18 protein-coding genes and 1 pseudogene are annotated in these 21,625 nt (G+C 66.9%); 10 read left to right on the forward strand and 9 right to left on the reverse strand.

The window, feature by feature from the left end:
• Nucleotides 1-165 precede the first annotated feature (165 nt).
• The 3 genes from argG to WT97_RS16955 form a co-directional block, all read right to left on the reverse strand.
• Nucleotides 166-1,503 carry an argininosuccinate synthase gene (argG, locus tag WT97_RS16945; RefSeq protein ID WP_006496064.1) on the reverse strand — a complete coding sequence of 446 codons (1,338 nt, stop codon included), beginning with the start codon at nucleotides 1,501-1,503 and terminating at the stop codon, nucleotides 166-168.
• Between the two features lie 317 nt (nucleotides 1,504-1,820).
• Nucleotides 1,821-2,891 (reverse strand): FUSC family protein, encoded by a 1,071-nt coding sequence (locus WT97_RS16950; protein ID WP_060353881.1) that lies wholly within the window; start codon nucleotides 2,889-2,891, stop codon nucleotides 1,821-1,823.
• Nucleotides 2,892-3,104: 213 nt separating this feature from the next.
• On the reverse strand, nucleotides 3,105-4,637 hold the full coding sequence (locus tag WT97_RS16955) for a sensor domain-containing diguanylate cyclase (protein ID WP_060036435.1): 1,533 nt from the start codon (nucleotides 4,635-4,637) through the stop codon (nucleotides 3,105-3,107).
• Nucleotides 4,638-5,224: 587 nt separating this feature from the next.
• Between WT97_RS16955 and WT97_RS16960 the strand changes: the two genes are divergently transcribed.
• The 4 genes from WT97_RS16960 (at nucleotide 5,225) to WT97_RS16975 (ending at nucleotide 9,279) form a co-directional block, all read left to right on the forward strand.
• Nucleotides 5,225-6,760 (forward strand): amino acid permease, encoded by a 1,536-nt coding sequence (locus WT97_RS16960; protein ID WP_059504144.1) that lies wholly within the window; start codon nucleotides 5,225-5,227, stop codon nucleotides 6,758-6,760.
• 263 nt (nucleotides 6,761-7,023) lie between these two features.
• Nucleotides 7,024-7,269, forward strand: coding sequence for a DUF3717 domain-containing protein (locus WT97_RS16965; protein ID WP_034205373.1), 246 nt, complete (start codon nucleotides 7,024-7,026; stop codon nucleotides 7,267-7,269).
• A 167-nt stretch (nucleotides 7,270-7,436) separates the two neighbouring features.
• Nucleotides 7,437-8,354 (forward strand): LysR family transcriptional regulator, encoded by a 918-nt coding sequence (locus WT97_RS16970; RefSeq protein WP_060353882.1) that lies wholly within the window; start codon nucleotides 7,437-7,439, stop codon nucleotides 8,352-8,354.
• A gap of 109 nt (nucleotides 8,355-8,463) precedes the next feature.
• Complete coding sequence (locus tag WT97_RS16975) at nucleotides 8,464-9,279, forward strand: alpha/beta fold hydrolase (protein WP_060353883.1); 816 nt, start codon at nucleotides 8,464-8,466, stop codon at nucleotides 9,277-9,279.
• A gap of 40 nt (nucleotides 9,280-9,319) precedes the next feature.
• On the opposite strand, the gene WT97_RS16980 is transcribed toward WT97_RS16975, so the two are convergent.
• Both WT97_RS16980 and WT97_RS16985 read right to left on the reverse strand, forming a co-directional pair.
• Nucleotides 9,320-9,673: a hypothetical protein gene (locus tag WT97_RS16980; protein WP_059504137.1), complete on the reverse strand. Its 354-nt coding sequence runs from the start codon at nucleotides 9,671-9,673 to the stop codon at nucleotides 9,320-9,322.
• A gap of 275 nt (nucleotides 9,674-9,948) precedes the next feature.
• Nucleotides 9,949-10,569 (reverse strand): TetR/AcrR family transcriptional regulator, encoded by a 621-nt coding sequence (locus WT97_RS16985; RefSeq protein ID WP_059504135.1) that lies wholly within the window; start codon nucleotides 10,567-10,569, stop codon nucleotides 9,949-9,951.
• A 95-nt stretch (nucleotides 10,570-10,664) separates the two neighbouring features.
• On the opposite strand from WT97_RS16985, the gene WT97_RS16990 reads away from it, so the two are divergent.
• Nucleotides 10,665-11,906, forward strand: coding sequence for a glycosyltransferase (locus WT97_RS16990; RefSeq protein WP_060353884.1), 1,242 nt, complete (start codon nucleotides 10,665-10,667; stop codon nucleotides 11,904-11,906).
• 15 nt (nucleotides 11,907-11,921) lie between these two features.
• Here the strand turns inward: WT97_RS16990 and hutC are convergent, their stop codons facing one another.
• The gene (gene hutC, locus WT97_RS16995) at nucleotides 11,922-12,617 is read right to left on the reverse strand and encodes a histidine utilization repressor (protein ID WP_034205366.1); all 696 of its coding nucleotides are present in this window, start codon (nucleotides 12,615-12,617) and stop codon (nucleotides 11,922-11,924) included.
• A 207-nt stretch (nucleotides 12,618-12,824) separates the two neighbouring features.
• Nucleotides 12,825-13,000: pseudogene (locus tag WT97_RS35115) on the reverse strand (porin); the annotation flags it as partial.
• 423 nt (nucleotides 13,001-13,423) lie between these two features.
• On the opposite strand from WT97_RS35115, the gene WT97_RS17005 reads away from it, so the two are divergent.
• The 4 genes from WT97_RS17005 to WT97_RS17020 all read left to right on the forward strand — a co-directional run bounded on the left by WT97_RS17005 (nucleotide 13,424) and on the right by WT97_RS17020 (nucleotide 16,571).
• On the forward strand, nucleotides 13,424-14,197 hold the full coding sequence (locus tag WT97_RS17005) for an ABC transporter substrate-binding protein (RefSeq protein WP_060353885.1): 774 nt from the start codon (nucleotides 13,424-13,426) through the stop codon (nucleotides 14,195-14,197).
• Between the two features lie 173 nt (nucleotides 14,198-14,370).
• Complete coding sequence (locus WT97_RS17010; protein WP_059504127.1) at nucleotides 14,371-15,060, forward strand: ABC transporter permease; 690 nt, start codon at nucleotides 14,371-14,373, stop codon at nucleotides 15,058-15,060.
• Entirely contained in the window at nucleotides 15,057-15,770 is a 714-nt protein-coding gene (locus tag WT97_RS17015) for an ABC transporter permease (protein ID WP_059789322.1), read from the forward strand. The genes WT97_RS17010 and WT97_RS17015 overlap by 4 nt, the downstream gene beginning before the upstream one ends.
• Before the next feature lie 33 nt (nucleotides 15,771-15,803).
• Nucleotides 15,804-16,571 (forward strand): ABC transporter ATP-binding protein, encoded by a 768-nt coding sequence (locus WT97_RS17020; RefSeq protein ID WP_059504123.1) that lies wholly within the window; start codon nucleotides 15,804-15,806, stop codon nucleotides 16,569-16,571.
• Between the two features lie 71 nt (nucleotides 16,572-16,642).
• Here the strand turns inward: WT97_RS17020 and WT97_RS17025 are convergent, their stop codons facing one another.
• Nucleotides 16,643-18,961, reverse strand: a complete 2,319-nt coding sequence (locus tag WT97_RS17025; RefSeq protein ID WP_060353886.1) for a PA14 domain-containing protein — start codon at nucleotides 18,959-18,961, stop codon at nucleotides 16,643-16,645.
• A 378-nt stretch (nucleotides 18,962-19,339) separates the two neighbouring features.
• The gene (locus WT97_RS17030; protein ID WP_059504119.1) at nucleotides 19,340-20,380 is read right to left on the reverse strand and encodes a LacI family DNA-binding transcriptional regulator; all 1,041 of its coding nucleotides are present in this window, start codon (nucleotides 20,378-20,380) and stop codon (nucleotides 19,340-19,342) included.
• 314 nt (nucleotides 20,381-20,694) lie between these two features.
• Here WT97_RS17030 and WT97_RS17035 point away from each other — a divergent pair, with 314 nt between their 5' ends.
• Nucleotides 20,695-21,612 (forward strand): aldose 1-epimerase, encoded by a 918-nt coding sequence (locus WT97_RS17035; RefSeq protein ID WP_059504117.1) that lies wholly within the window; start codon nucleotides 20,695-20,697, stop codon nucleotides 21,610-21,612.
• Nucleotides 21,613-21,625 lie beyond the last annotated feature (13 nt).

Below are 21,625 nucleotides of genomic sequence, written 5' to 3' on the forward strand. Positions count from 1 at the left end.
TGCAGTGCCGTCGACGCGTCACGCGGCGGGATGCGAATGCGGAAGGAAGGGGAAAGGCGGGGGAGAGGGGAGGCGGCAGGCTGCATGCGTAATGAGGCGCCACACGTGCAGCCTGCCCGACCGTGCCGCATGCAAGCGATGCGGCACGGCGTCGAACGAAGCGACTTACTTGTCGCCGTCGCCCTTGATCTGCGGCAGTGCCGACGCTTCGCCCGGCGTCAGCAGCCCGACTTGCGAATACACGCGCAGCTTGTCGCGCGTATCGGTGATGTCGAGGTTGCGCATCGTCAGCTGGCCGATCCGATCGCGCGGCGAGAACGTCGACGCAACCTTCTCCATCGACAGGCGCTCCGGCTGATACGTGAGGTTCGGCGACTTCGTGCTCAGGATCGAGTAGTCGTTGCCGCGGCGCAGTTCGATCTTCACTTCGCCGGTGATCGCGCGTGCGACCCAGCGTTGCGCGGTTTCGCGCAGCATGATCGCTTGCGGGTCGAACCAGCGGCCCTGGTACAGCAGGCGGCCGAGGCGGCGGCCGTTTTCGCGGTACTGCTCGATCGTGTCTTCGTTGTGGATGCCGGTGACGAGGCGCTCGTACGCGATGTACAGCAGCGCGAGGCCCGGAGCTTCGTAGATGCCGCGGCTTTTCGCCTCGATGATGCGGTTCTCGATCTGGTCGCTCATGCCGAGGCCGTGGCGGCCGCCGATGCGGTTCGCCTCGAGCAGCAGCTCGACCTGATCCTTGAACTCGACGCCGTTCAGCGCGACCGGCTGGCCGGCTTCGAAGCGCACCGTCACTTCCTCGGCGGCGATCTTCACGTCGTCGCGCCAGAACGCGACGCCCATGATCGGGTTCACGATCTTGATGCCGCTTTCGAGGCTTTCCAGATCCTTCGCCTCGTGCGTCGCGCCGAGCAGGTTCGAATCGGTCGAATACGCCTTCTCGGCCGACATCTTGTACGCGAAGCCGGCCTGGTTCATGAATTCGGACATTTCGGCGCGGCCGCCGAGCTCGTCGATGAACGTCTGGTCGAGCCACGGCTTGTAGATCTTCAGATCCGGATTCACGAGCAGGCCGTAGCGGTAGAAGCGCTCGATGTCGTTGCCCTTGTACGTGCTGCCGTCGCCCCAGATGTTGACGCCGTCTTCCTTCATCGCGGCGACGAGCATCGTGCCCGTCACGGCGCGGCCGATCGGCGTCGTGTTGAAGTACGTGACGCCGGCGGTCGTGATGTGGAACGCGCCGCTTTGCAGCGCCGCGATGCCTTCGGCGACGAGCTGCGCGCGGCAGTCGATCAGGCGGGCGCCGGCTGCGCCGTATTCGATCGCGCGTTTCGGGATCGCGTCGTAATCGTCTTCGTCGGGCTGGCCGAGGTTCGCCGTGTATGCGTACGGGACGGCGCCCTTCAGTTTCATCCAGTGCAGCGCGGCGCTGGTGTCCAGGCCGCCGGAGAAGGCGATACCGACCTTCTGGCCGGTCGGGAGGCTTTCGAGAATCGTGCTCATAGGAATTACCGTGGATTGAAGCCGGTGGGATCGTATTTCGCGGAATATGCGAGTATCGGCTGTCCGGGAAGATGGGGCAAGGGTTGATTTTGGTGCGGCACCGTCGTCGCGCCCGTCGCGGCGGGCCTGACGGGCGGTTAACCGGCTGGAGAACCGCCTGCGGAACGGCGTCGTCGCGCCGCCGAAACACGTGCGGACGAGCCAGGGACCGGCCGGATTTCCGGGGCCGGATCGGCCGTCGAGCCGGGCGCGGTTGCCAGCGCGTCGCCTTGCTGCGCTGAAAGTCATATGAAAGGTTGGCGTGTAAAACCGGGGCTTCAGATATTCCACGACCGCGCGGTATCGAGCAGCCGCTCCCGCAACTGGTCGACTTCGCCGGCCAGCTTGGCCGTGATCGACACGTAGCCGGACAACTGCGGCGGCACCGCGTCGTGCGGCGCGTCGGCCGGCCGGCGGCGCGGCGCGAGCCGGCTCGGCGTGCCGAACTTGAGCGCGCGGCTCGCGCCGACCAGCGTGTCGCGGATGCGCCGGTTCACCGTCTTCATCTCGATGCGCATGTATTCGCGGGCCGCCGCGTCGTCGTGGGCCGGCAGCGCGCTCGACAGGATCTCCAGATAGCCGATGCACAGGCGCAGGCTGCGCTGGATCGCCTCGAGTTGCGCCATCGACGTCTCGCATTCCTTCGCCACCGACGGCATCAGCGAGCGCAACTGCACGAGCAGCGCGCTCAGCGCGGCCATTTCCTTCAGGTGCGCGTCGTCGCTCACGTGGCGGTCGCCCGCGAGCCGCGCATGCACGGCCGCGCACGCGCGCAGCGCGTCGGCGAGCTTGTAGCGCCACGAATAGGTCGCGTAGAGCGGCAGCGCGAACGAGAACGCGAGCGCGATCGCGATGCCGGCCAGCACGTTCACCGCGCGCCACAGGCCGTCGACGATCTCGTTGTCGCCGTGCCCGGCGACGATCACCATCGTGATCGCCGACAGCAGCGCGATGTAGCCGGCCTTGCCGATCGCGTGATACGCGCAGACGCCGCACCCGACGGCCATCAGCAGGTAGATCGCGAACGGCGCGTGCAGGAACGAGTAGAGGAGGATCAGCCCGAGCCCCGCCAGTGCGCCGATCGATGTGCCGAGCGCGCGCTCGGCCGCCTTCTTGCGGATGTTGCCGTGGTGCTGCAGCCCGCCGACGACGATCAGCACGGTGATCGTCGACCATTCGCCATGCGGCACGTTCAGCCCCGTGGACAGCGCGATCGACACGAGAATCGCGAGCGCGACGCGCGCCGCATGAATCAGCTTCGCATGCCGGTAGCGGCGATACGGGTCGAGCAGCGGGCGAAGCGCGTGGCGCACGAGCGGTGGCAGGCGGGTGGGGAGCGGGGCGGTCATGGCGGAGCTGAGGGTGGCCGGAATGCGCACGGCGGCTCGCGCGGGCCGGCGCCGCGCCGCATGCGCAGCTGACGTAACGCTAGCCGAACGCGCGCGGGCTGTCCACGGCGCGGCCGCCGGGCGGGGCGGCAGGCGGCCGCATCGGATCACGCGGCTGGTCGTATCGAGGCGAATCAAGGTGCATCGCGGCGCATCAAGGCGCATCGCGGCACGTCACGCGTCGGCCGCGCTCGACTGCGCGTCCAGCACGCGGTTGCGGCCGCCTGACTTCGCGCGGTACAGCGCTTCGTCGGCGCGCCGCAGCAGCGTCGCGGCGTTCATCCGGCCGTCGGCGGCGGTGGCCGTGCCGATGCTGGCCGTGACGCGTCCGTACGGACTTTTCACGTGTTCGATGTCGAGCCCCGCGATCGCGCGCCGGATGCCTTCGGCGACGGTCGCCGCGCCCGGCGCGTCGGTGTCGGGCAGCGTGACGACGAATTCCTCGCCGCCGTAGCGCGCGACGTGATCGCCGTCGCGGCGCAGGCAGCGCGACAGCGACTGCGCGACCTGGCGCAGCACGTCGTCGCCGGCCGGATGGCCGTAGTAGTCGTTGAACGCCTTGAAGTGATCGACGTCGACGAACAGCACGGACAACGGGCGGCCGCTGCGCGACGCGCGCTGCGCCTCCTTCGCGAGTACCGTGTCGAACGTGCCGCGGTTGTCGAGGCCTGTCAGCGAATCGGTGTGCGCGAGCCGGTACAGCTTCGATTCGGCCTCCTGCCGGCGCTTCAGCTCGCGCGACAGCGCGAGCGAGCCCCACGCGATGAACGCCGTGAACAGGCCCATCAGCACGACGGTCCAGATCGCGCGGTGGTACCACGACGCGTAGATGTCGATCTCGGCGGGCGCGACGTCGACGATCAGCGGCAGCCCGGCGAGATGCTTGTACACATAGATGCGCCGTACGCCGTCGATGGCGCCGACGCCGGCCAGCTCGCCGTTGCGGCTGCGCTGCGCGTCGATGAACAGCGGCGAGTCGTGCAGATCGAGGCCGACCACCCGCGTGTCGTACGGCAGGCGCGACACGAGCGTGCCGTTGTCCTCGACGATCGCCGCGCTGCCGTGCCGGCCGACCGCGAGGCCGTCGAGCAGCGCGCGGAAGTAGTCGATGCTGAGCGTGCCGACGACGACGCCGCCGAACCTGCCGTCGGGCCGGGTGATCCGGCGGCTCAGCGCGATCGTCAGCGCGCCGCCGCGCAGCCGCGACGCATACGGCCGGCTGATGTAGAGGCCGGGGACGAGCCGGTCGCGATGCACGGTGAAATAGTCGCGGTCGGCGAAATTGCCTTGCCGTGCGGGCGATGCACTGGAATCGATCGCGATATTGCCGTGCGCATCCATCACGAAAATCGAGCCGAGATAGGCGCCGGTCGCCGCGCGGTCGAACAGCAGCCGGTGGCGTTGGCGCGGCGGCAATGTCGTCAATTCCGGATCGGCCACGCCGTCGACGACGTTTTGCAGCGACAAATCGTAGAGTTCGATATTGCGCGCAATATCGCGTTCGATCAGCAGCATCAGGTTGCGCGCATTTTCGACCGCATGGTCATACGCGTCGCGCCGTGCCTCGATCAAGAGCGACGTGGAAAGTCCCCAACTGAACATCAGCAGGACGATACCCGCCACGAGCACGCCGCGGGGCGACAGAATGCGTGCCACGATCGACGCGGTATGGCGGCGCAGCGTGGCGGGCAGCGGGAATGACTTCATCCTCGGGGGTGGCGGGCGGCGGGTACTCGCGTGGTTGGCGATTCCGTACGCTGATTATTTCGAATTAATCGTCATTATCCCGCGAATTCCTGAATTTCGTGGGTGCATGCAAAACATGCATGCGAAGATGGCGATTCGAAACGGTTACGCATCATTACCGCTTTGCGCGCGGGCAATTTGATTTGAATCAATGACCAGTATCGGCTTTTTCGTCTGATTAATGGCGCGTCGATCGGTCGATTTTGCGTATTGACGCGGTATTTGGCGGATCGGGACAGGATCGGGTGCCGCCGACGAGAAATGAAAATCGAATGACCCGGACCTAATCGGAGTTTTGGCGGCGGCGTGCGGTGGTAGCGGCGGCCGAAGCGGCCAACCCGTCGATTCCGCGAAATCTCCGGCGTGGCGGCGCTCGGGGCGACCTTGGCTGTCCGCCTGTCGAATCAGGTAGAATCCGCGCTTCGCCGCAGGCGCCCGCCGCGCAACGCGTATCGGGGCCGCATCGAATGCAACGCAGGACGCGCACCGCGCTCCGATTCCGCATGCGCCGGCCACGGATGCCGGCCCGCTCAACGTTCGTCTCGTTTATGTCCGCCATTCCGAATTCCGACCCATCCGGTTCGCCCGCGAACCCACCCAAGCTTCATCGCGCGCTGAAGGCGCGCCACCTGACGATGATCGCCATCGGCGGCTCGATCGGCACGGGCCTGTTCGTCGCGTCCGGCGCCTCGATCTCGCAGGCCGGCCCCGGCGGCGCGATGGTCGCGTACATGCTGATCGGCCTGATGGTCTACTTCCTGATGACGAGCCTCGGCGAGATGGCCGCGTTCATGCCGGTGTCGGGCTCGTTCGCGACCTACGGCGCGAAATACGTGGACGAAGGCTTCGGCTTCGCGCTCGGCTGGAACTACTGGTACAACTGGGCGGTGACGATCGCGGTGGAGCTCGTCGCCGCGCAGCTCGTGATGCACTACTGGTTTCCGGACGTGCCGGGCGTGTGGTGGAGCGCGGCGTTCCTCGCCGTGATGTTCCTGCTCAATGCGCTCACCGTGCGCGGTTTCGGCGAAGCCGAATACTGGTTCGCGCTGATCAAGGTCGTCACCGTGGTCGCGTTCATCGGCGTCGGCCTGCTGATGATCTTCGGCATTCTGAAGGGCGCGCCGGCCAACGGCTGGGGCAACCTGACGATCGGCGACGCGCCGTTCGCCGGCGGCTTGCCGGCGCTGATGGGCGTCGCGATGATCGCGGGTTTCTCTTTCCAAGGCACCGAACTGATCGGCGTCGCGGCCGGCGAATCGGAAAACCCGCGCACGACGATTCCGCGCGCGGTGCGCCAGGTGTTCTGGCGGATCCTGCTGTTCTACGTGTTCGCGATCTTCGTGATCGGCGTGCTGATTCCGTATACCGACCCGAACCTGCTGAAGACGGACGTGACCGACATCGGCGTGAGCCCGTTTACGCTCGTGTTCCGCCACGCGGGCCTCGCGTTCGCGGCCGGCGTGATGAACGCGGTGATCCTGACGGCCGTGCTGTCGGCCGGCAACTCGGGCATGTACGCGTCGACGCGGATGCTCTACAACCTCGCCACCGAAGGCCGCGCGCCGAAGGTGTTCGCGAAGCTGTCGCCGGGCGGCGTGCCGCGCAATGCGCTGTATGCGACCACCGCCGTCGGCGCGCTGTGCTTCTTCACGTCGCTGTACGGCGACAAGACCGTCTACCTGTGGCTGCTGAACACGTCGGGGATGACGGGCTTCATCGCGTGGCTCGGCATCGCGGTCAGCCACTACCGGTTCCGCAAGGGCTACGTGAAGCAGGGTTATGCGCTCGACCAGTTGCCGTACCAGTCGAAGTGGTTTCCGTTCGGCCCGCTGTTCGCGTTCGTGCTGTGCCTCGTGATCGCGCTCGGCCAGGATTACCAGGCGTTTCTCGCGAACCGGATCGACTGGGCCGGTGTAGCCGCGACCTACGTCGGCATTCCGCTGTTCGTCGTCGTGTGGCTCGGCTACCGGTTCCTGAAGAAGAGCCGGTTCGTGCGCTACGAGGACATGGAGATCGCGCCGTGGGTCGCCGCGAATCGCGGCGCGCAGCGGCAGCCGGTGGCGAACCGCGAAACCGCGGGCTGACGCACCGGCGCGGCAGCGGCCGTGCGACGGACGACGAAACGGGAAGCCGCGCGCTTCCCGTTTTTTTTGCTCGGCTTTTGCCTGCACGGGGTCAAAGCCGGTTATATTGCCCGACCCTACCGGGCCGCGGCCCGGCCGGCGCGACAGGCGCGGCGCGGATCGGCATCCGGCGCGCGCGGCGCGGCGGCCGGCGAGCGCCCCGGCGTTTTCATCGCTCCATCCGGGCCGGCACGGCCCGCGGAGCGCGCAACCCAGAGGAATTCATGAGTGCATCACCCGCCGAGCGGAAGGCCGGACCCGTTTCCATCGTGCGAATCGAAGCCGCGATCAACGCGTGGCGCGAAGTGTACCCGCCGGCGCCGGACGGCGAGGACGGCTACGCGCTCGACGCCGGCAGCAACTGCTTGGCCGAGCTGTACGGCACGATGATCTGCTATCGATTGCCCGACGTGCCGCTCGACTCGCTGAGCCACGAGCAGCGCGACGCGCTGTACGCGACCGAGGTGTGATGCGCGGTCGCGCCGCCGCCGCAAGGCGGCGATGAAACGACGGGAAGCGCGCAGGCTTCCCGTTTTGCTTTGGGCGGCGCGCGTGGCGATCGGCCCTGCCTGCGGTATCGTGGCGACATCATCCGGCCGGGGTTGGGCGCCGGATCGCTCGCCGGGAGGCATCGAACATGGAGTTGAGACACCTCCGCTACTTCGTCGCGGTGGCCGAAGAGCGGAATTTCACGCGGGCGGCGGAACGGCTGCATATCGCGCAACCGCCGCTGAGCCGGCAGATCCAGCAACTCGAGGAAGCGCTCGGCGTGCTGCTGTTCGAGCGCAACGCGCGGCCGCTGAAGCTGACCGACGCGGGGCGCTTCTTCTATTCGCACGCGGTGCAACTGCTCGCGCAGACCACCGAACTCGAATCGATGACGAAGCGGGTCGGCAAGATCGAGCGCAGCATGTCGGTCGGCTTCGTCGGCTCGACGCTGTACGGGATGCTGCCGAAGATCATCCGGCGTTTTCGCAGCGAATATCCGGCCGTCGAGCTGAGCCTGCACGAGATGTCGACGATGGACCAGATCAAGGCGCTGAAGGAAGGGCGCATCGACGTCGGGTTCGGGCGCATCCGCCACGAGGATCCGAGCGTGCGGCGCGTCGTGCTGCGCGAGGAACGGATGATCGTCGCGCTGCCGGTCGGCCACGTGCTCGACAGCGCGAAACCCGTGCTGTCGTTGCACGATCTCGTGAACGACACGCTGATCATCTTTCCGAAGGCGCCGCGTCCGAGCTATGCGGACCAGGTGCTCGCGGCCTTCCACGATCGCGCGCTGCAACCGCGCAGGATTTACGAAACGCGCGAATTACAGATCGCGCTCGGCCTCGTCGCGATGGGCGAGGGCGTGTCGGTCGTGCCGCATAGCGTGTACGGGCTGAAGCGCGACGACATCAGCTACAAGCCGCTCGACGATCCGAACCTCGTGTCGCCGATCATCATGAGCATGCGCGCGCTCGATGAATCCGAGGACATCCGCGCGATGCAGGCACTGATCTACCGGTTGTACGACGAAGCGCAGATGGAGTATCTGCCGCCGCAGCCCGAATGAGCGCGTGGGTGGCAGGGGCTTGCTTGACGCGGTGCGCGCCGGCAGGCCACCATGGCCGGATTCGATGCGGCCGCCGACGCGCGGCCGCTTTCATGCAGACGACCGACACATGACCGATATCGTGACCGAGGAGACAACCGTCGAGACGCCACAAGGGCGGCTCTTTGCGAAACGCTGGCGCGCGGGTCCGGGTCCGGGTCCGGGTCCGGCGCGGCACACGGCTGCGCCGATCGTGCTGCTGCACGATTCGCTCGGCTGCGTCGACCTGTGGCGCGACTTTCCCGCCCAGCTCGCGCGCGTCACGCAGCGCGACGTGATCGCCTACGACCGCCTCGGTTTCGGCCGTTCGGATCGCCATCCGGGCAAGCTCGGTACGGCGTTCGTGCGCGACGAGGCCGACCGTGCATTCGCTGCGGTACTGGAACGGTTCGGCGTCGATGCGTTCGTCGCATTCGGCCACAGCGTCGGCGGCGGGATGGCGGTCGGTTGTGCGGCCGCGTATCCGGCGCGTTGCCGCGCGCTCGTGACGGTCGCTGCGCAGGCATTCGTCGAGGATCGCACGCTGGCCGGCATTCGCGACGCGGGGCGGCAGTTCGACGAGCCGGGGCAGCTCGACCGGCTCGCGCGCTATCACGGCGACAAGGCCGAATGGGTGCTGCGCGCGTGGGTCGACACGTGGCTGTCGCCGGCGTTCCGCGACTGGACGCTCGACGACGACTTGCCACGCGTGCAGTGCGCGACGCTCGCGATTCACGGCGAAGACGACGAATACGGGTCCGACGTGCATCCGAAGCGGATCGCCGCGCGCGTCGCCGGGCCGTCGTCGTTCCTGTTGCTCGCCCGCTGCGGACACATGCCGCACCGCGAGCGAACCGACGACGTGCTGGCCGCCGTCGCGACGTTCCTGCGCGACGCACCCGCCTGAGCGCGCTCGCCATTCCCGGCGGGTGTGCGCCCGCCGGCCGTCAGAACGAAAGCTGGATCGCGAGATCGATCGCCAGCAGCGCGATCGAGCAGCCGATGCCGAGGATCACGTTCGGCAAGCGGTGCTCGAAATCGCGATGATCCTTGCGCATCGCGGCGCCGAGCAGGAAGATCGCCTCGACGACGATCTGCAGCCCGACGAACAGCAGCATCAGCAGATACTCGTAGCCCATCTGCTTGAACGCGACGAATTGCATCCCGTGATCGCGGATCCACTGGCCGACGCGCAGCAGTTCGTAGACGAACAGCAACGCAGGGAACAGGTAACTGACGATGTAGGTCGGCGCGGTGGCGTGCCGTAGTTCGAGGTGGAAGTGCTGATGCGTGGTAGCCATCACAACCCTCCTTGCAACGCATGATTGCGGTCGCGACGGCGGCGCGATCGCATGCATACGTCGGGTTTGCCCGATGCACAGTGCGCAGCCGTACGGCATCAGCATACTGCCGCGCGGGAAATTTCGCATGCGATGCGTGCGAGCGTCGTAAAAATGCCGATACGGGGGCACACATTCGCACGATACGGCGTGTCGTCCGGCGGTGCGGCATGCGATCCATCTGGCCGCCGCCATGCCCGATACCGTTCCCGAATGCGTGGCGTGAACGCGATGCGTCAGCTTTTCGCTTCCGCGCCTTCGATGAACAGCTTCGCGACCGACTGAAACTCCCGTTTCAGCGACAGCCCCGGCACGGTCAGCCAGCGCAGCATAGCGGCGAGATACAGATGATGGAACCAGGTTGCGAGCTGATCGGCCCGCAGCGTGCGGTTCAGTTCGCCGGCCTGCTGCCCGGCGACGATCAGTTGCTGCCACACCGATGCGATATCGCTGCCGTTCTCTCCCGCACGCTCCGGTTCGGCTGCGCCGATGCTCAGGAAGCGGTGCCGAAGGTATGCGAGCAGGTACGCCGGATGTCCCTCGCACCATTCGGCCGACGCGTCGAGCACGCAGCCGATGCGCGACGCGAAGGTCTTGCGCCGCGCGACGTCGTGCTGCAGATGCGCGAGATCGCGCGCGAGTTCGCCTTCGAGCCAGTGCGCGAGCACGGCTTCCTTCGTCGGAAAGTGGTTGTACAGCGTGCGCTTCGCGACATCGGCCTGCGCGGCGATCTGCTCCATCGTGACGGCGTCGTAGCCGTGCGCATCGAACAGGCGCGCGCCGGTCGCGGCGAGATGCGCGAGCATCTGGATGCGTTTGCGTGCGCGGCGGCCCGGATCGTCGGTCGGAATCGTCATGGCAGGGGATTGACTGAAAGTGTGCGGATTGCATTAGTATACGACGTGCATTTTTTTGAATCCAACCTTTTCCGTCGCGCACGAGGAGCTTCCGCATGAAACTCGTCATCGCCACCTACGGCACCGAAGGCGACACGCGTCCGCTCGCGGCGCTGGGCCGCGCGCTGCTGGATGCCGGTCATGACGTCCGGCTGCTGGCCGATGCGGCGACGCTCGGCTCGGCCGCCGCGCTCGGCGTGCCGTCGGCGCCGCTGTCCGGCGATATCCGTCGCGCGATTGCGCCGGACGGCGCGCTGGCCGATGCGGTGCGCGGACGCGGCGGCTTCAACGATACGTCGAAGGCGCTCGCCGCGATCGCGAATGCGAACACGGCCGCGTGGATGCGCGAAGTCGCGGACGCGTCGGCCGGGTGCGACGCGCTCCTCGTGTCGGGGCTCGCGTCGTTCGTCGGGTTGTCGGTCGCCGAGTATCGCCGCATACCGGCGATCGGCGCGGGCATGATCCCGATTACGCCAACCGCCGAATTCGCGTCGCCGTTCCTGCCGCCGGGGAAGCTGCCGCGCTGGCTGAATCGCGCGAGCCATCGGCTCGTGAATGCGTTGCTGTGGCACGCGTTCAGGAAGTCGACCAATGCCGCGCGCGCCAGCGTATGCGGATTGGCGCCGCGCAAGCACGTGTGGACCGATCATCCGATGCTGTATGGCGTATCGCCGGCGCTGCTGTCCGGCCCGGCGGACTGGCCGGCGAACGTGCATGCATGCGGCCAGTGGCGGATCGATGCGCGTGCGTGGTCGCCGCCGCCGGAACTGTCGGCGTTTCTCGACGCGGGCGAACCGCCTGTGTACGTCGGGTTCGGCAGCATGGCCGGCTTCGATCGTGCGGCGATGGCCGCGGCGCTCACGCAGGCGCTGGCCGGCCGACGCGCGCTGTTCTACCCGGGCTGGAGCGGCATCGATGCAGCGCTGCTGCCGGCGCATGTTCGCGTGATCGGCGACACGCCGCACGACTGGCTGTTCCCGCGCGTCGCGATGGCGATTCATCACGGCGGGTCGGGCACCACGCACTCGGCCGCGCGCGCCGGCATTCCGTCGGTGGTCGTGCCGTTCGCGGGCGATCAGTTTTTCTGGGCGAACCGGCTGCAACGGCTCGGTGTCGCGGCTGCGCCGGTCGCGGGGCGGCGCGTGGACGCCGCCGCGCTGGCGCGCGCGATCGCATTTGCCGAACGGGGCGAGACGAAGACGCGTGCGACGCAACTCGGTGCGCGCCTCGCGCAAGAGGACGGGTTGAAGCGGGCCGTCAGTGCGATCGAACGCTGGGGGCAACCGCGCGCGACGTGAGCGCGCGCACTGGCATCAGAAATGCCCGGTGAACCGGTAGCGGCTGCCCGGATGCCACAGATTCGCGACCGACGCGACCATCCCCTGCGACCACGTGCGCCGATGCAGCAGCAGGCACGGCTCGCGATCGTCCATCGTCAGATGGCGGCGCGTTTCGGCGTCGGGCATCGCGGCCTCGATCCGGTATTCGACACGCTGCAGCGGCGCGACGCGCGTCAGGTACTGGTTCGGCGTCGTGGTCGTGAAGTCCTGCAGCGCGTATTCGGGCGCGCAGGCCGGATTGACCCAACGTTCCTCGAGCTGCACGGGCGTGTCGTTCTCGAAATGCAGCACGCGCGAATGGAAGATCGGGCTGCCGGTGTCGAGCTGCAGCTCGTCGGCGAGTTTCGCATCGGCGACGGCCGCGCCGACCTGCAGCACCTGCGCGCGATAGCCGTGGCCGCGCGCGGCGACTTCGTCGGAGATGCTGCGGATCGCGACGAGCGTCGATTCGTATTTCGGCGACGCGACATAGGTGCCGGAGCCGCGCGTGCGCGTGAGCACCTGTTCGGCCGTCAGCTCGCGCAGCGCGCGGTTGACGGTCATGCGCGCGACGTTGAATTCGCGCGCGAGCTCGTTCTCCGACGGCACCTGGTCGCCTTCGGCCCATTCGCCGGCATGAATGCGCGCGAGGATGAAGTCCTTGATTTCCTGATAGATCGGTGTGGTCATGGGATCGCGATTTCAGAGTCGGCAGCGGGCCGCCGCCGGATGCCGATCCGGCGCGCGCCCGGCGCCGAGTGTACCGGTTTCGCGGACGCGCTGGCCCGGATGCCCCGAATGATCCCCGTTCGGCCGGCGCGCGTCCATGCGGGATTGCACAGGGCGGCCGGCCTGCGGCGGGCTGCTTGCGGTCGGAGCCGATGCCGGATGCCGATCGCCGGCATGCGCGCGGCGGCCGAACATCGTGTTTCGATAGGACTGCGTTACATTTTTCAGGTTGAAGCCGCTTTCGACGCGAAACTGCGCATGCAGACCGCCACCAAGATCCTCATTGCCGCTGCTCAGCCCGAAGACCGTATTCGACAGAGGCCGCTGCCTTGCTGCCACGCGATCCGTCGCGCGTGTCCGTGCGGCAACGCGTATTCGAATCGACGGAAGCGGGGAGTGCGTGACGCGTGTCACGTGCGGCGGCGGCGGACGCCGGCCAGGGCGGCAACCGGTCGGTGGGGAAATGTCGGTTCGGATGGTGAAGTCTAGACAACCGACACACACCGTCCTGCCGCCTCCGTACGCCGCGGGAAAGCCGCCTTTCAGCCGGGTGTAATCAATAATTAATTGAAAATTAAGGAAAATCATGCCGGAGATCCTAATCCGCCGACAATTAGAGATAAACACGGATTGCCGGCCTCATCCGTGAAAAGGCAAAGTTGTATGTACAACTTGGAACGTCGCCGAAACAGGCGATTGCCGGTTGCAAGGGTTCACGGCGGCCAGCCGGCCGGAATCCGCCCCAGTTCGCCTCTGACAGGAACGCCATGAAGAAACTCGCGCTCAGTATTGCCCTCGCCTGCCTCGCGGTCGGTGCCCACGCCAAGGATTGGTCGACGATCCGCTTCGGCGTCGACGCCAGCTATCCGCCGTTCGAATCGAAGGACGCAAGCGGCAAGGTCGTCGGCTTCGACGTCGATCTCGGCAACGAGATCTGCGCCCGGCTGAAGGCGAAATGCGTGTGGATCGAGAACGACTTCGACGGGATGATTCCGGCGCTGAAGGCGAAGAAGTTCGACGGCGTGTTGTCGTCGATGTCGATGACGCCGGCGCGCGCCGAGCAGATCGCGTTCTCCGACAAGCTGTTCAACACGCCGACGCGCCTCGTCGCGAAGAAGGGCGCAGGCCTGCAGCCGACGGCCGAATTGCTGAAGGGCAAGTCGGTCGGCGTCGAGCAGGGCACGATCCAGGAGACCTACGCGAAGGCGTACTGGGCGCCGAAGGGCGTGCAGGTCGTGCCTTACCAGAACCAGGACGGCGTGTACCAGGACCTGATGTCGGGCCGCCTCGACGCAGCGCTGCAGGACGCGGTGCAGGCCGACATCGGCTTCCTGAAGACGCCGCGCGGCGCGAACTTCGATTTCGCCGGCAAGGATCTCGACGATCCGAAGACGCTCGGCAACGGCGCGGGCATCGGCCTGCGCAAGGACGACGCCGACCTGAAGGCGAAGATCGATCGCGCGATCGCCGACATCATCAAGGACGGCACGTACAAGAAGCTCGAGAAGAAGTACTTCGCGTTCGACGTCTACGGCGGCTGACCGCCCATGCGGCGCGCGTCGCATGCGGCGCGTCGCCTGCGTTGCCGGATGCCCCACCCTTCGCGGCAGGCATCCGGCTTGATGAGCAGACCGCATCACGTCGTGCGCAGAACTCGTTTGATGCACGGTTAATGGCTATCGACAATCCAGCCACATCGTTCTGGATCCCTCATATGATCTTCCAAGGATTTGGCCCGCTGCTGTGGGCCGGCACGGTCGAGACCGTGAAGCTCGCGGTGCTGTCGCTCGCCGCGTCGCTGATACTGGGCCTCGCGGGCGCGGCCGCGAAACTGTCGGCCAACCGCGGGCTCAAGGCGGTCGGCACGTTCTATACGACGCTGATCCGCGCGGTGCCCGATCTCGTGCTGATGCTGCTGCTGTTCTACGGGATCCAGATCCTGCTGAACGACGCGACCGACCTGCTCGGCTGGGACCAGATCGACATCGATCCGTTCGTGGCCGGCGTCGTGACGCTCGGCTTCATCTACGGCGCGTACTTCACCGAGACGTTCCGCGGCGCGTTCCTCGCGGTGCCGCGCGGCCAGCTCGAAGCCGGCTTCGCGTACGGGATGAGCGGCTGGCGCGTGTTTTACCGGATCCTGTTCCCGCAGATGATGCGCTTCGCGCTGCCGGGCATCGGCAACAACTGGCAGGTGCTCGTGAAGGCCACCGCGCTCGTGTCGATCATCGGCCTCGCCGACGTCGTGAAGGCGTCGCAGGACGCCGGCAAGAGCACGCTCGATTTCTTCTTCTTCACGCTGGCCGCGGGTGCGATCTACCTCGCGATCACGACGGTGTCCAACGTCGTGCTGCATCACCTCGAGAAGCGTTATTCCGTCGGCGTCCGGAGGCTCGCACTGTGATCGAACTCGTTGGCCAGTACTGGCAAAGCTATCTCTATTCCGACGGCTACCGCTTCAGCGGCCTCGCGATCACGCTGTGGCTGCTGGTCGTGTCGATCGCGTTCGGTTTCGCGCTCGCCGTGCCGCTCGCGATCGCGCGGGCGTCGTCGAACCGCTGGATCTCGGGGCCCGTATGGCTCTATACGTACGTGTTCCGCGGCACGCCGCTCTACGTGCAGCTGCTGATGTGCTACACGGGCATCTACAGCCTGCAGGTGGTGCACAACCACGTGCTGCTCGACACGTTCTTCCGCAATGCGATGAACTGCACGCTGCTCGCGTTCGTGCTGAACGAATGCGCATATGCGACGGAGATCTTCGCGGGCGCGATCAAGGCGACGTCGGCCGGCGAGATCGAGGCCGGGATGGCCTACGGGATGTCGCGCTTCAAGCTGTATACGCGGATCATCCTGCCTTCCGCGCTGCGCCGCTCGCTGCCGAGCTACAGCAACGAAGTGATCCTGATGCTGCACGCGACGACGCTCGCGTTTACCGCGACCGTGCCCGACATCCTGAAGGTCACGCGCGACGTCAATTCGGCTACCTACATGTCGTTCCAGGCCTACGGCATCGCGGCCGTGCTGTACGCCGTCGTCGTGTTCGCGCTCATCTGGGCGTTCCGCAAGCTCGAGACGCGCTGGCTCGCGTACCTCGCGCCGCGCAGCCATTGACGCATTCACAAGATCCGCAACGAAGGACCCAGCATGTACAAGCTTACCGTTGACAACCTGCACAAGAAGTTCGGCGACAACGAGGTGTTGAAGGGCGTGTCGATGAAGGCGAAGGCCGGCGACGTGATCAGCATCATCGGCTCGAGCGGCTCCGGCAAGAGCACGTTCCTGCGCTGCATCAACTTCCTCGAGCAGCCGTGCTCGGGGCAGATCACGATCGGCAGCGAGCCGATCCAGACCACGCGCGATCGCAACGGCTCGTTGCGCGTGGCCGACCAGAAGCAACTGCAGCGGATGCGCACGAAGCTCGCGATGGTGTTCCAGCACTTCAACCTGTGGGCGCACATGACGGTGCTCGAGAACGTGATCGAAGCGCCGATGGCTGTGCTCGGCGTCGGCCGTGACGAGGCGATCGCGCGGGCGCGCAAGTATCTGGAGAAGGTCGGCCTCGCGCCGCGCGTCGAAGGCATGTATCCGTCGCACCTGTCGGGCGGCCAGCAGCAGCGTGTCGCGATTGCGCGCGCACTCGCGATGGAGCCGGAAGTGATGCTGTTCGACGAGCCGACGTCGGCCCTCGATCCGGAACTCGTGGGCGAAGTGCTGAAGGTGATGCAGAAGCTCGCCGAGGAAGGCCGCACGATGGTCGTCGTCACGCACGAGATGGGGTTCGCGCGCAACGTGTCGAATCATGTGATCTTCCTGCATCAGGGGAAGATCGAGGAAGAGGGCGATCCCCAGCAGATCCTCGTCAATCCGAAGAGCGAGCGGCTTGGGCAGTTTCTGTCGGGGCGGCTGAAGTAAGCCCGTCCGCGGGTTGCAGTGCATCGCCCGTGAAGCCGCGAAGGCGTCACGGGCGATGCGAGTCATGCCTGCTATTGCGCGAGCGCGTCCGTCAACGGACGCTGCGCGACACGCACGAGATTGTCGCGGCCCGCACTCGGGCTCGACCATTGCAGATGCATGCTGGCCGGCCCGCTCGCGTGCACGTACTCGACGCGGATCGGCACGTTCCGCTTTGGCGACAGGTGGATGCGGCCCTTCGCGGTCGCGAGCCCCGGCTGCTCCTTGTCGATCACCTGGCGGCCGTCGATCCACACGCGCGCGACGTTGTCGCTCGTCACGCTGAACGTGTAGTTGTCAGCCTTCGGAATGTCGAGCGCACCGGTCCAGCGGATCGCATAGTTCGTCGCATTCATCCCCTTCGACGCGTCAGGCGAGTCGGTGCCGCGTTCGGTGTTCAGGTCGAAATCGACCAGCGGCGTGATCGACGAGAACACCGGCGTGGTGAAGGTCGTGTCGTTGTAGTACGTCGCGTTCAGCACGCGCAGCCGCGAGCTGAACGCGCTGGCGAGCGCCTGCACCTCGGCCGTGCTCCACGGGTGGCCGTCGGGGTAGAGCGTGCCCTGGAACGGCGTCGCCGGCTCGACGGTGGCGGGCGCGGACGCCGTCTGCCCCCAGTGGAAACGGGTGTTCGTGCGGCCGATCATCAGTTCCCATACCAGGAAGCCCGTCTTGCCGCCGTAGGTGGACGCGATGCCGGCCATCGTCTGGCCCGCCTGGCCGCCCGGCCAGCCGCGCTGCAGCGTTTCCGAGTTCAGGCTGTCGAGCAGGCTCGGCGGCAGCGAGTAGTCGGGTGTCGTCGCATTGATCGCGTACGGGTGGAACGCATGGAAGTCGGAGAAGTAATCGCCTTCCGGCTCCTGCACGTTCGGCGAATTGATCGGCTGCGTCGCGCCCGCGTTCAGGATCGCGATGCGCGCGTCGTTCATCATCCACGCGCGCGTCGGCTGCAGCGCGCCGTTGCCGCTGCAGCCGGGCTCGTTCATCGGTTCCCAGTACAGGATGCGCGGGTCGTTGCGATGCGCGGACACGAAATCGGCGATGTAGTGCTGCAGGTCCTGCTTGTACGTGGTCGACGCGCCCGCCGCGATCGGCTGCAGATACTGCTGCTCGACCGACTGCCCGGGCGACTGCACCCAGCGGCTGTTGTGCACGCCGAAGATCGGCGCGGGCTGCGGGCCGTACGCGGGATCGACGTGCCAGCAATCGTCGTAGAAGATTGGCGCGACCTTCAGCCCGTGGCGCGCGGCGATCTCGAGCAGGCTGTCGAATTTCGCGAGGAACGCGTCGCGGTCGTTGACCCAGTTCAGGTAGTGCAGGTACACGGTGATCGTGTTCATCCCGTAGGTCTGCGCGTAGTCGAGCTCGCGATCGACGATCGCCGGATCGTAGTTCTGCCAGAAATCGATCGCGTTGACGGCATTCCACGGGTTGTACACGGCACCCACCACGCGCGAGAAATCGTACGTTTTCGGCGCGACGTCCGGATAGCGGCTCACGGTCACGTTGCTGAACGCGACGCTCGCGCCGAAGCGGCGCAGCCCGAACGCGCCCGCGCGCAGCACGGTCGTCAGGCCGCTCGTCGCGTCGTTGATGCTGATCACCTGCGTGCCGTCGACGAACACGTCGATCGCGTTGTTGCGCGTGACGACCTTCAGGTGGTGCGTGCTGCCCGGCACGACCGCGGGCGCCGGGTAGTCGATGAAATCGGTCCAGTTGTTCTGCTCGCGGCCGACCTGCACCACGTGGCGCACCGCGTCGAGCCCGATGTAGTAGCCCGTCAGTGCATCGGTGCCGACCGACGGGTTCGTCACGTGCACGATGAAGCCCGCATTGGCGGTATTCGCGCCCGGCGCCGGCGCGCCGATCGTCACGTCCGCTTCGTACGACGCGTGGCCGTACGCCGGATGCTGCGCGTTGGTGACGAGCTTCGCGCCGTCCGTGCTCGTGCCGTCGATCCGGATCGTGTTCGTGCCGCCGCTCGTCCAGGCCGGCCCGTACGTATCGAAATCGGCGAGCGTGAGCGTTTGCGTGTCGGTCGCGACGGGCGGCGCCGGCGGCGCATACGGCGGCACGCCGCGCGACGACACGCGCAGCGCGGGCGTGGGCCCCGGCAGGCCGAGCGTGACGAGCTGGTTCGGGAAATGCGACGGGCCGCCGTGGCCCGTGTTCATGAAATCGCCGGATGCGGCGGCGTTGGCCGTGGCGCCACTGTCGCTGGCTGCGGCATCGACGGACGCACGCGCGGCGAGCGCCGATGCCGACGGGGCGGACGAATCATCGCCGCCGCACGAGGCGAGCAATACGACGACCGCGAGCGCGGCGGGCTTGAGACGAGACGTGATAGTCATTCTGGACTCCGGATCAATGGGGAGAAGCGGACGACTGGTGACTCGATGCGGATGAAGCGGTGCCCGGACGGCGAGCGTCGCGGCACGGTGTGCGTGTGATGTGCGGACGGCACGGAGCGGGCTGCGCGGCGGGTTCGCGCGCAGTCGCTTCCGGTCACCGTCTCGTCGTGTTGCTGTGTCGTGGCTCGGGGTTCTGCCCGATGCCGGTGCAAGTATAGAAATGCCGGGAAAATATTACTAATAATTTAGTGATGGTGTTTACCCTCGAATGTATGGCAACGAGGGCAAGCAGAAGGGGGCGACGGCCGCGCGAACACGCGCGGGCGGCGAATGCGCCGCACCGCGTCGTGCGGTGTCCGGAAGGAAGCTGGGACGCGCTTACGCGCTCGCCGATTGCGCGGCCGTCTCGACGGTCCGCACCGACCCGCGCTCGACCAGCGGCCCGTCCAGCTTGATCGCGCGGCGGCGCACGGGCATCCCGACCGCACGGTTCTGTTCTTCCTGCAGTAGGATCTCGACCGCCCAGCGGCCCAGTTCGTAGTTCGGCAAGACGATCGTCGACAGCGGCGGGTGCGTGTGCCGTGCGATTTCCTGGTCGTCGTAGCCGAGCACCGAAATGTCGTCGGGCACGCGCATCCCGAGATGCTTGACGGCCTCGATCGCGCCGATCGCCATCAGGTCGTTCGCGCAGAAGATCGCGGTGGGCGGGTGCGGCTCGCGCAGCAACGACAGCGTTTGCTCGAAGCCGGTGTCGGAGCCCCAGTCGCCGTCGCGCACGAGTTCCGGCGCGAACGGGATGTCGGCCGTGGCGAGCGCGGTGCGATAGCCTTTCAGGCGATCCTTCGCGGCGTCCTGCCACGGTTCGCCGTTGACGTAGCCGATGCGCCGGTGGCCCGCGCGCAGCAGGTATTCGGTCGCCGCATGGCCGCCCGCGACTTCGGCCGGCACGATCGACGACAGCCCGCTGTCGGTCGTGTAACAGTTGAGCAGAACGGCAGGCACGCGCAGCAGTTCGGCCGGCGGCGCGACCTTGCGCGTGTAGACGGTCGCGTAGACGACGCCCAGCAGGTTCGGCATCGCGAGCACCGATTCGAGCACCTGGCGCTCGATGTCGACGTTGCCGTGGGTCGAGTACACGGCGAGCAGCTTGCCGTTCGCGTAGGCCGCGTCGCGCGCGCCGTCGATGTTGACGACCGGGTGCGGGCTCGTCGAGATTTCGTCGGCGAGATAGACGATCAGGTCGCGCTCGCCGCTGTGCGTCATCGTCACTTCGCGCGGCAGGAAGCGGTAGCCGAGTTCGTGCGCGATCTTCAGCACTTTTTCGCGCGTGGCGTCCGAGAATTTCGTGCCCGCCGCGTTGTTCAGCACGAGGGAGACGGTGGATTGCGACACGCCGGCAAGCTTGGCGATGTCGGTCATCGTGGGGCGACGTTGAGTAGAGCGTTTCACGGTAGGAGCGCGGTCCGGCCTCGGCAGGATGGGCAAATGAAATCGTTGAGGAACAGCGGGTCGGATCAATTCGACACGACGGTAACATCGGCCATTCGGGCCGGCAATCAAGCTTTACGCGGGCTGCGCCGGATGCGTGGATGTCCGGATAATAATATCAACAAATATTATTGACCACGCGGGCGGCGCCATGCCATCCTTGGCCGCACATGCCCGCGGCCGAATGCTGCACGCCGGCCGGCGGGATCGTCAGCTTCATCCCGGGATGATCGATGCCGATGGGAATGCCCCGCCACACCGACCTGATCGAACTCGCCAGCGGGTCGACCCGCGTACGCGTCGCGCCGCAGGCCGGCGGATCGATCGCCGCGTACTACGACGAAGCGCCGGACGGCCCGCAGCACTGGTTCCGCCCGACCACCGACGCGGCGCTCGCGAGCGGCGATCCGCTGCGCTTCGCGAGCTTTCCGCTGTTTCCTTACTGCAACCGCATCCGCGACGCGAAGTTCGAATTCGGCGGCCGTACGATCGACCTGTCCGGCCCGGACGACGCGTATCGCCATGCGCTGCACGGGCACGGCTGGCTGCGTCCGTGGCAGGTCGAGCGGCGCGACGACACGCAGGTCGACCTGCGCTTCGAACACCGCCCCGACGCGGGCCGCGCAGGCGACTGGCCGTTCCATTACGAGGCGCGCCAGTCGATCCGGCTGGACGGCCCCGTGCTGTCGATCACGCTGTCCGCGCGCAACCTCGGCGCGCAGCCGATGCCGTTCGGCATGGGCCATCACCCGTATTACCTGCGCACGCCGCACACCGTCGTGAAGGCGCACGTCGACGCGATGTGGCACGCCGACGCGGACGTGCTGCCCACCCACGTCGGCGATCATCCGGCCGTCGCCGCGCTGTGCAACGGGATGCCGGTCGATGCATTCGAGCTCGACAACAATTTCGTCGGCTGGCGCCGCGAGGCCGCGGTGATCTGGCCGGAGCGCGGCCGGCAGATCGTGCTGCAGGCCGAGCGACCGTTCGATCAGCTTGTCGTGTACGCCCCGTCGGGCGCCGACGCGCTGTGCGTCGAGCCCGTCACGAACACGACGGACAGCTTCAATGCGGCGGAACCCGCGTCGCTCGTCGGCGGCTGCGTGCTGGCGCCGGGCGAGTCGCTGCAGGCGACGTTGCGGTGGACCCCGGGCCCCGCCTGACGGGTTCGGCGGT

This window comes from Burkholderia sp. MSMB1459WGS (assembly GCF_001534535.1).
Taxonomy (GTDB): Bacteria; Pseudomonadota; Gammaproteobacteria; order Burkholderiales; family Burkholderiaceae; genus Burkholderia.

What these genes read in the sequence shown, in the direction of transcription:
- WT97_RS17035 (WP_059504117.1), top strand. Translation starts at nt 20,695, where the DNA reads ATGCCCCGCCACACCGACCTGATCGAACTCGCCAGCGGGTCGACCCGC.
- WT97_RS16950 (WP_060353881.1), bottom strand. Translation starts at nt 2,891, where the DNA reads ATGACCGCCCCGCTCCCCACCCGCCTGCCACCGCTCGTGCGCCACGCG.
- WT97_RS17025 (WP_060353886.1), bottom strand. Translation starts at nt 18,961, where the DNA reads ATGACTATCACGTCTCGTCTCAAGCCCGCCGCGCTCGCGGTCGTCGTA.
- WT97_RS16965 (WP_034205373.1), top strand. Translation starts at nt 7,024, where the DNA reads ATGAGTGCATCACCCGCCGAGCGGAAGGCCGGACCCGTTTCCATCGTG.
- WT97_RS16960 (WP_059504144.1), top strand. Translation starts at nt 5,225, where the DNA reads ATGTCCGCCATTCCGAATTCCGACCCATCCGGTTCGCCCGCGAACCCA.
- hutC (WP_034205366.1), bottom strand. Translation starts at nt 12,617, where the DNA reads ATGACCACACCGATCTATCAGGAAATCAAGGACTTCATCCTCGCGCGC.
- WT97_RS17005 (WP_060353885.1), top strand. Translation starts at nt 13,424, where the DNA reads ATGAAGAAACTCGCGCTCAGTATTGCCCTCGCCTGCCTCGCGGTCGGT.
- WT97_RS17010 (WP_059504127.1), top strand. Translation starts at nt 14,371, where the DNA reads ATGATCTTCCAAGGATTTGGCCCGCTGCTGTGGGCCGGCACGGTCGAG.
- WT97_RS17030 (WP_059504119.1), bottom strand. Translation starts at nt 20,380, where the DNA reads ATGACCGACATCGCCAAGCTTGCCGGCGTGTCGCAATCCACCGTCTCC.
- WT97_RS16955 (WP_060036435.1), bottom strand. Translation starts at nt 4,637, where the DNA reads ATGAAGTCATTCCCGCTGCCCGCCACGCTGCGCCGCCATACCGCGTCG.
- WT97_RS16985 (WP_059504135.1), bottom strand. Translation starts at nt 10,569, where the DNA reads ATGACGATTCCGACCGACGATCCGGGCCGCCGCGCACGCAAACGCATC.
- argG (WP_006496064.1), bottom strand. Translation starts at nt 1,503, where the DNA reads ATGAGCACGATTCTCGAAAGCCTCCCGACCGGCCAGAAGGTCGGTATC.
- WT97_RS16980 (WP_059504137.1), bottom strand. Translation starts at nt 9,673, where the DNA reads ATGGCTACCACGCATCAGCACTTCCACCTCGAACTACGGCACGCCACC.
- WT97_RS17020 (WP_059504123.1), top strand. Translation starts at nt 15,804, where the DNA reads ATGTACAAGCTTACCGTTGACAACCTGCACAAGAAGTTCGGCGACAAC.
- WT97_RS16975 (WP_060353883.1), top strand. Translation starts at nt 8,464, where the DNA reads ATGACCGATATCGTGACCGAGGAGACAACCGTCGAGACGCCACAAGGG.
- WT97_RS16990 (WP_060353884.1), top strand. Translation starts at nt 10,665, where the DNA reads ATGAAACTCGTCATCGCCACCTACGGCACCGAAGGCGACACGCGTCCG.
- WT97_RS16970 (WP_060353882.1), top strand. Translation starts at nt 7,437, where the DNA reads ATGGAGTTGAGACACCTCCGCTACTTCGTCGCGGTGGCCGAAGAGCGG.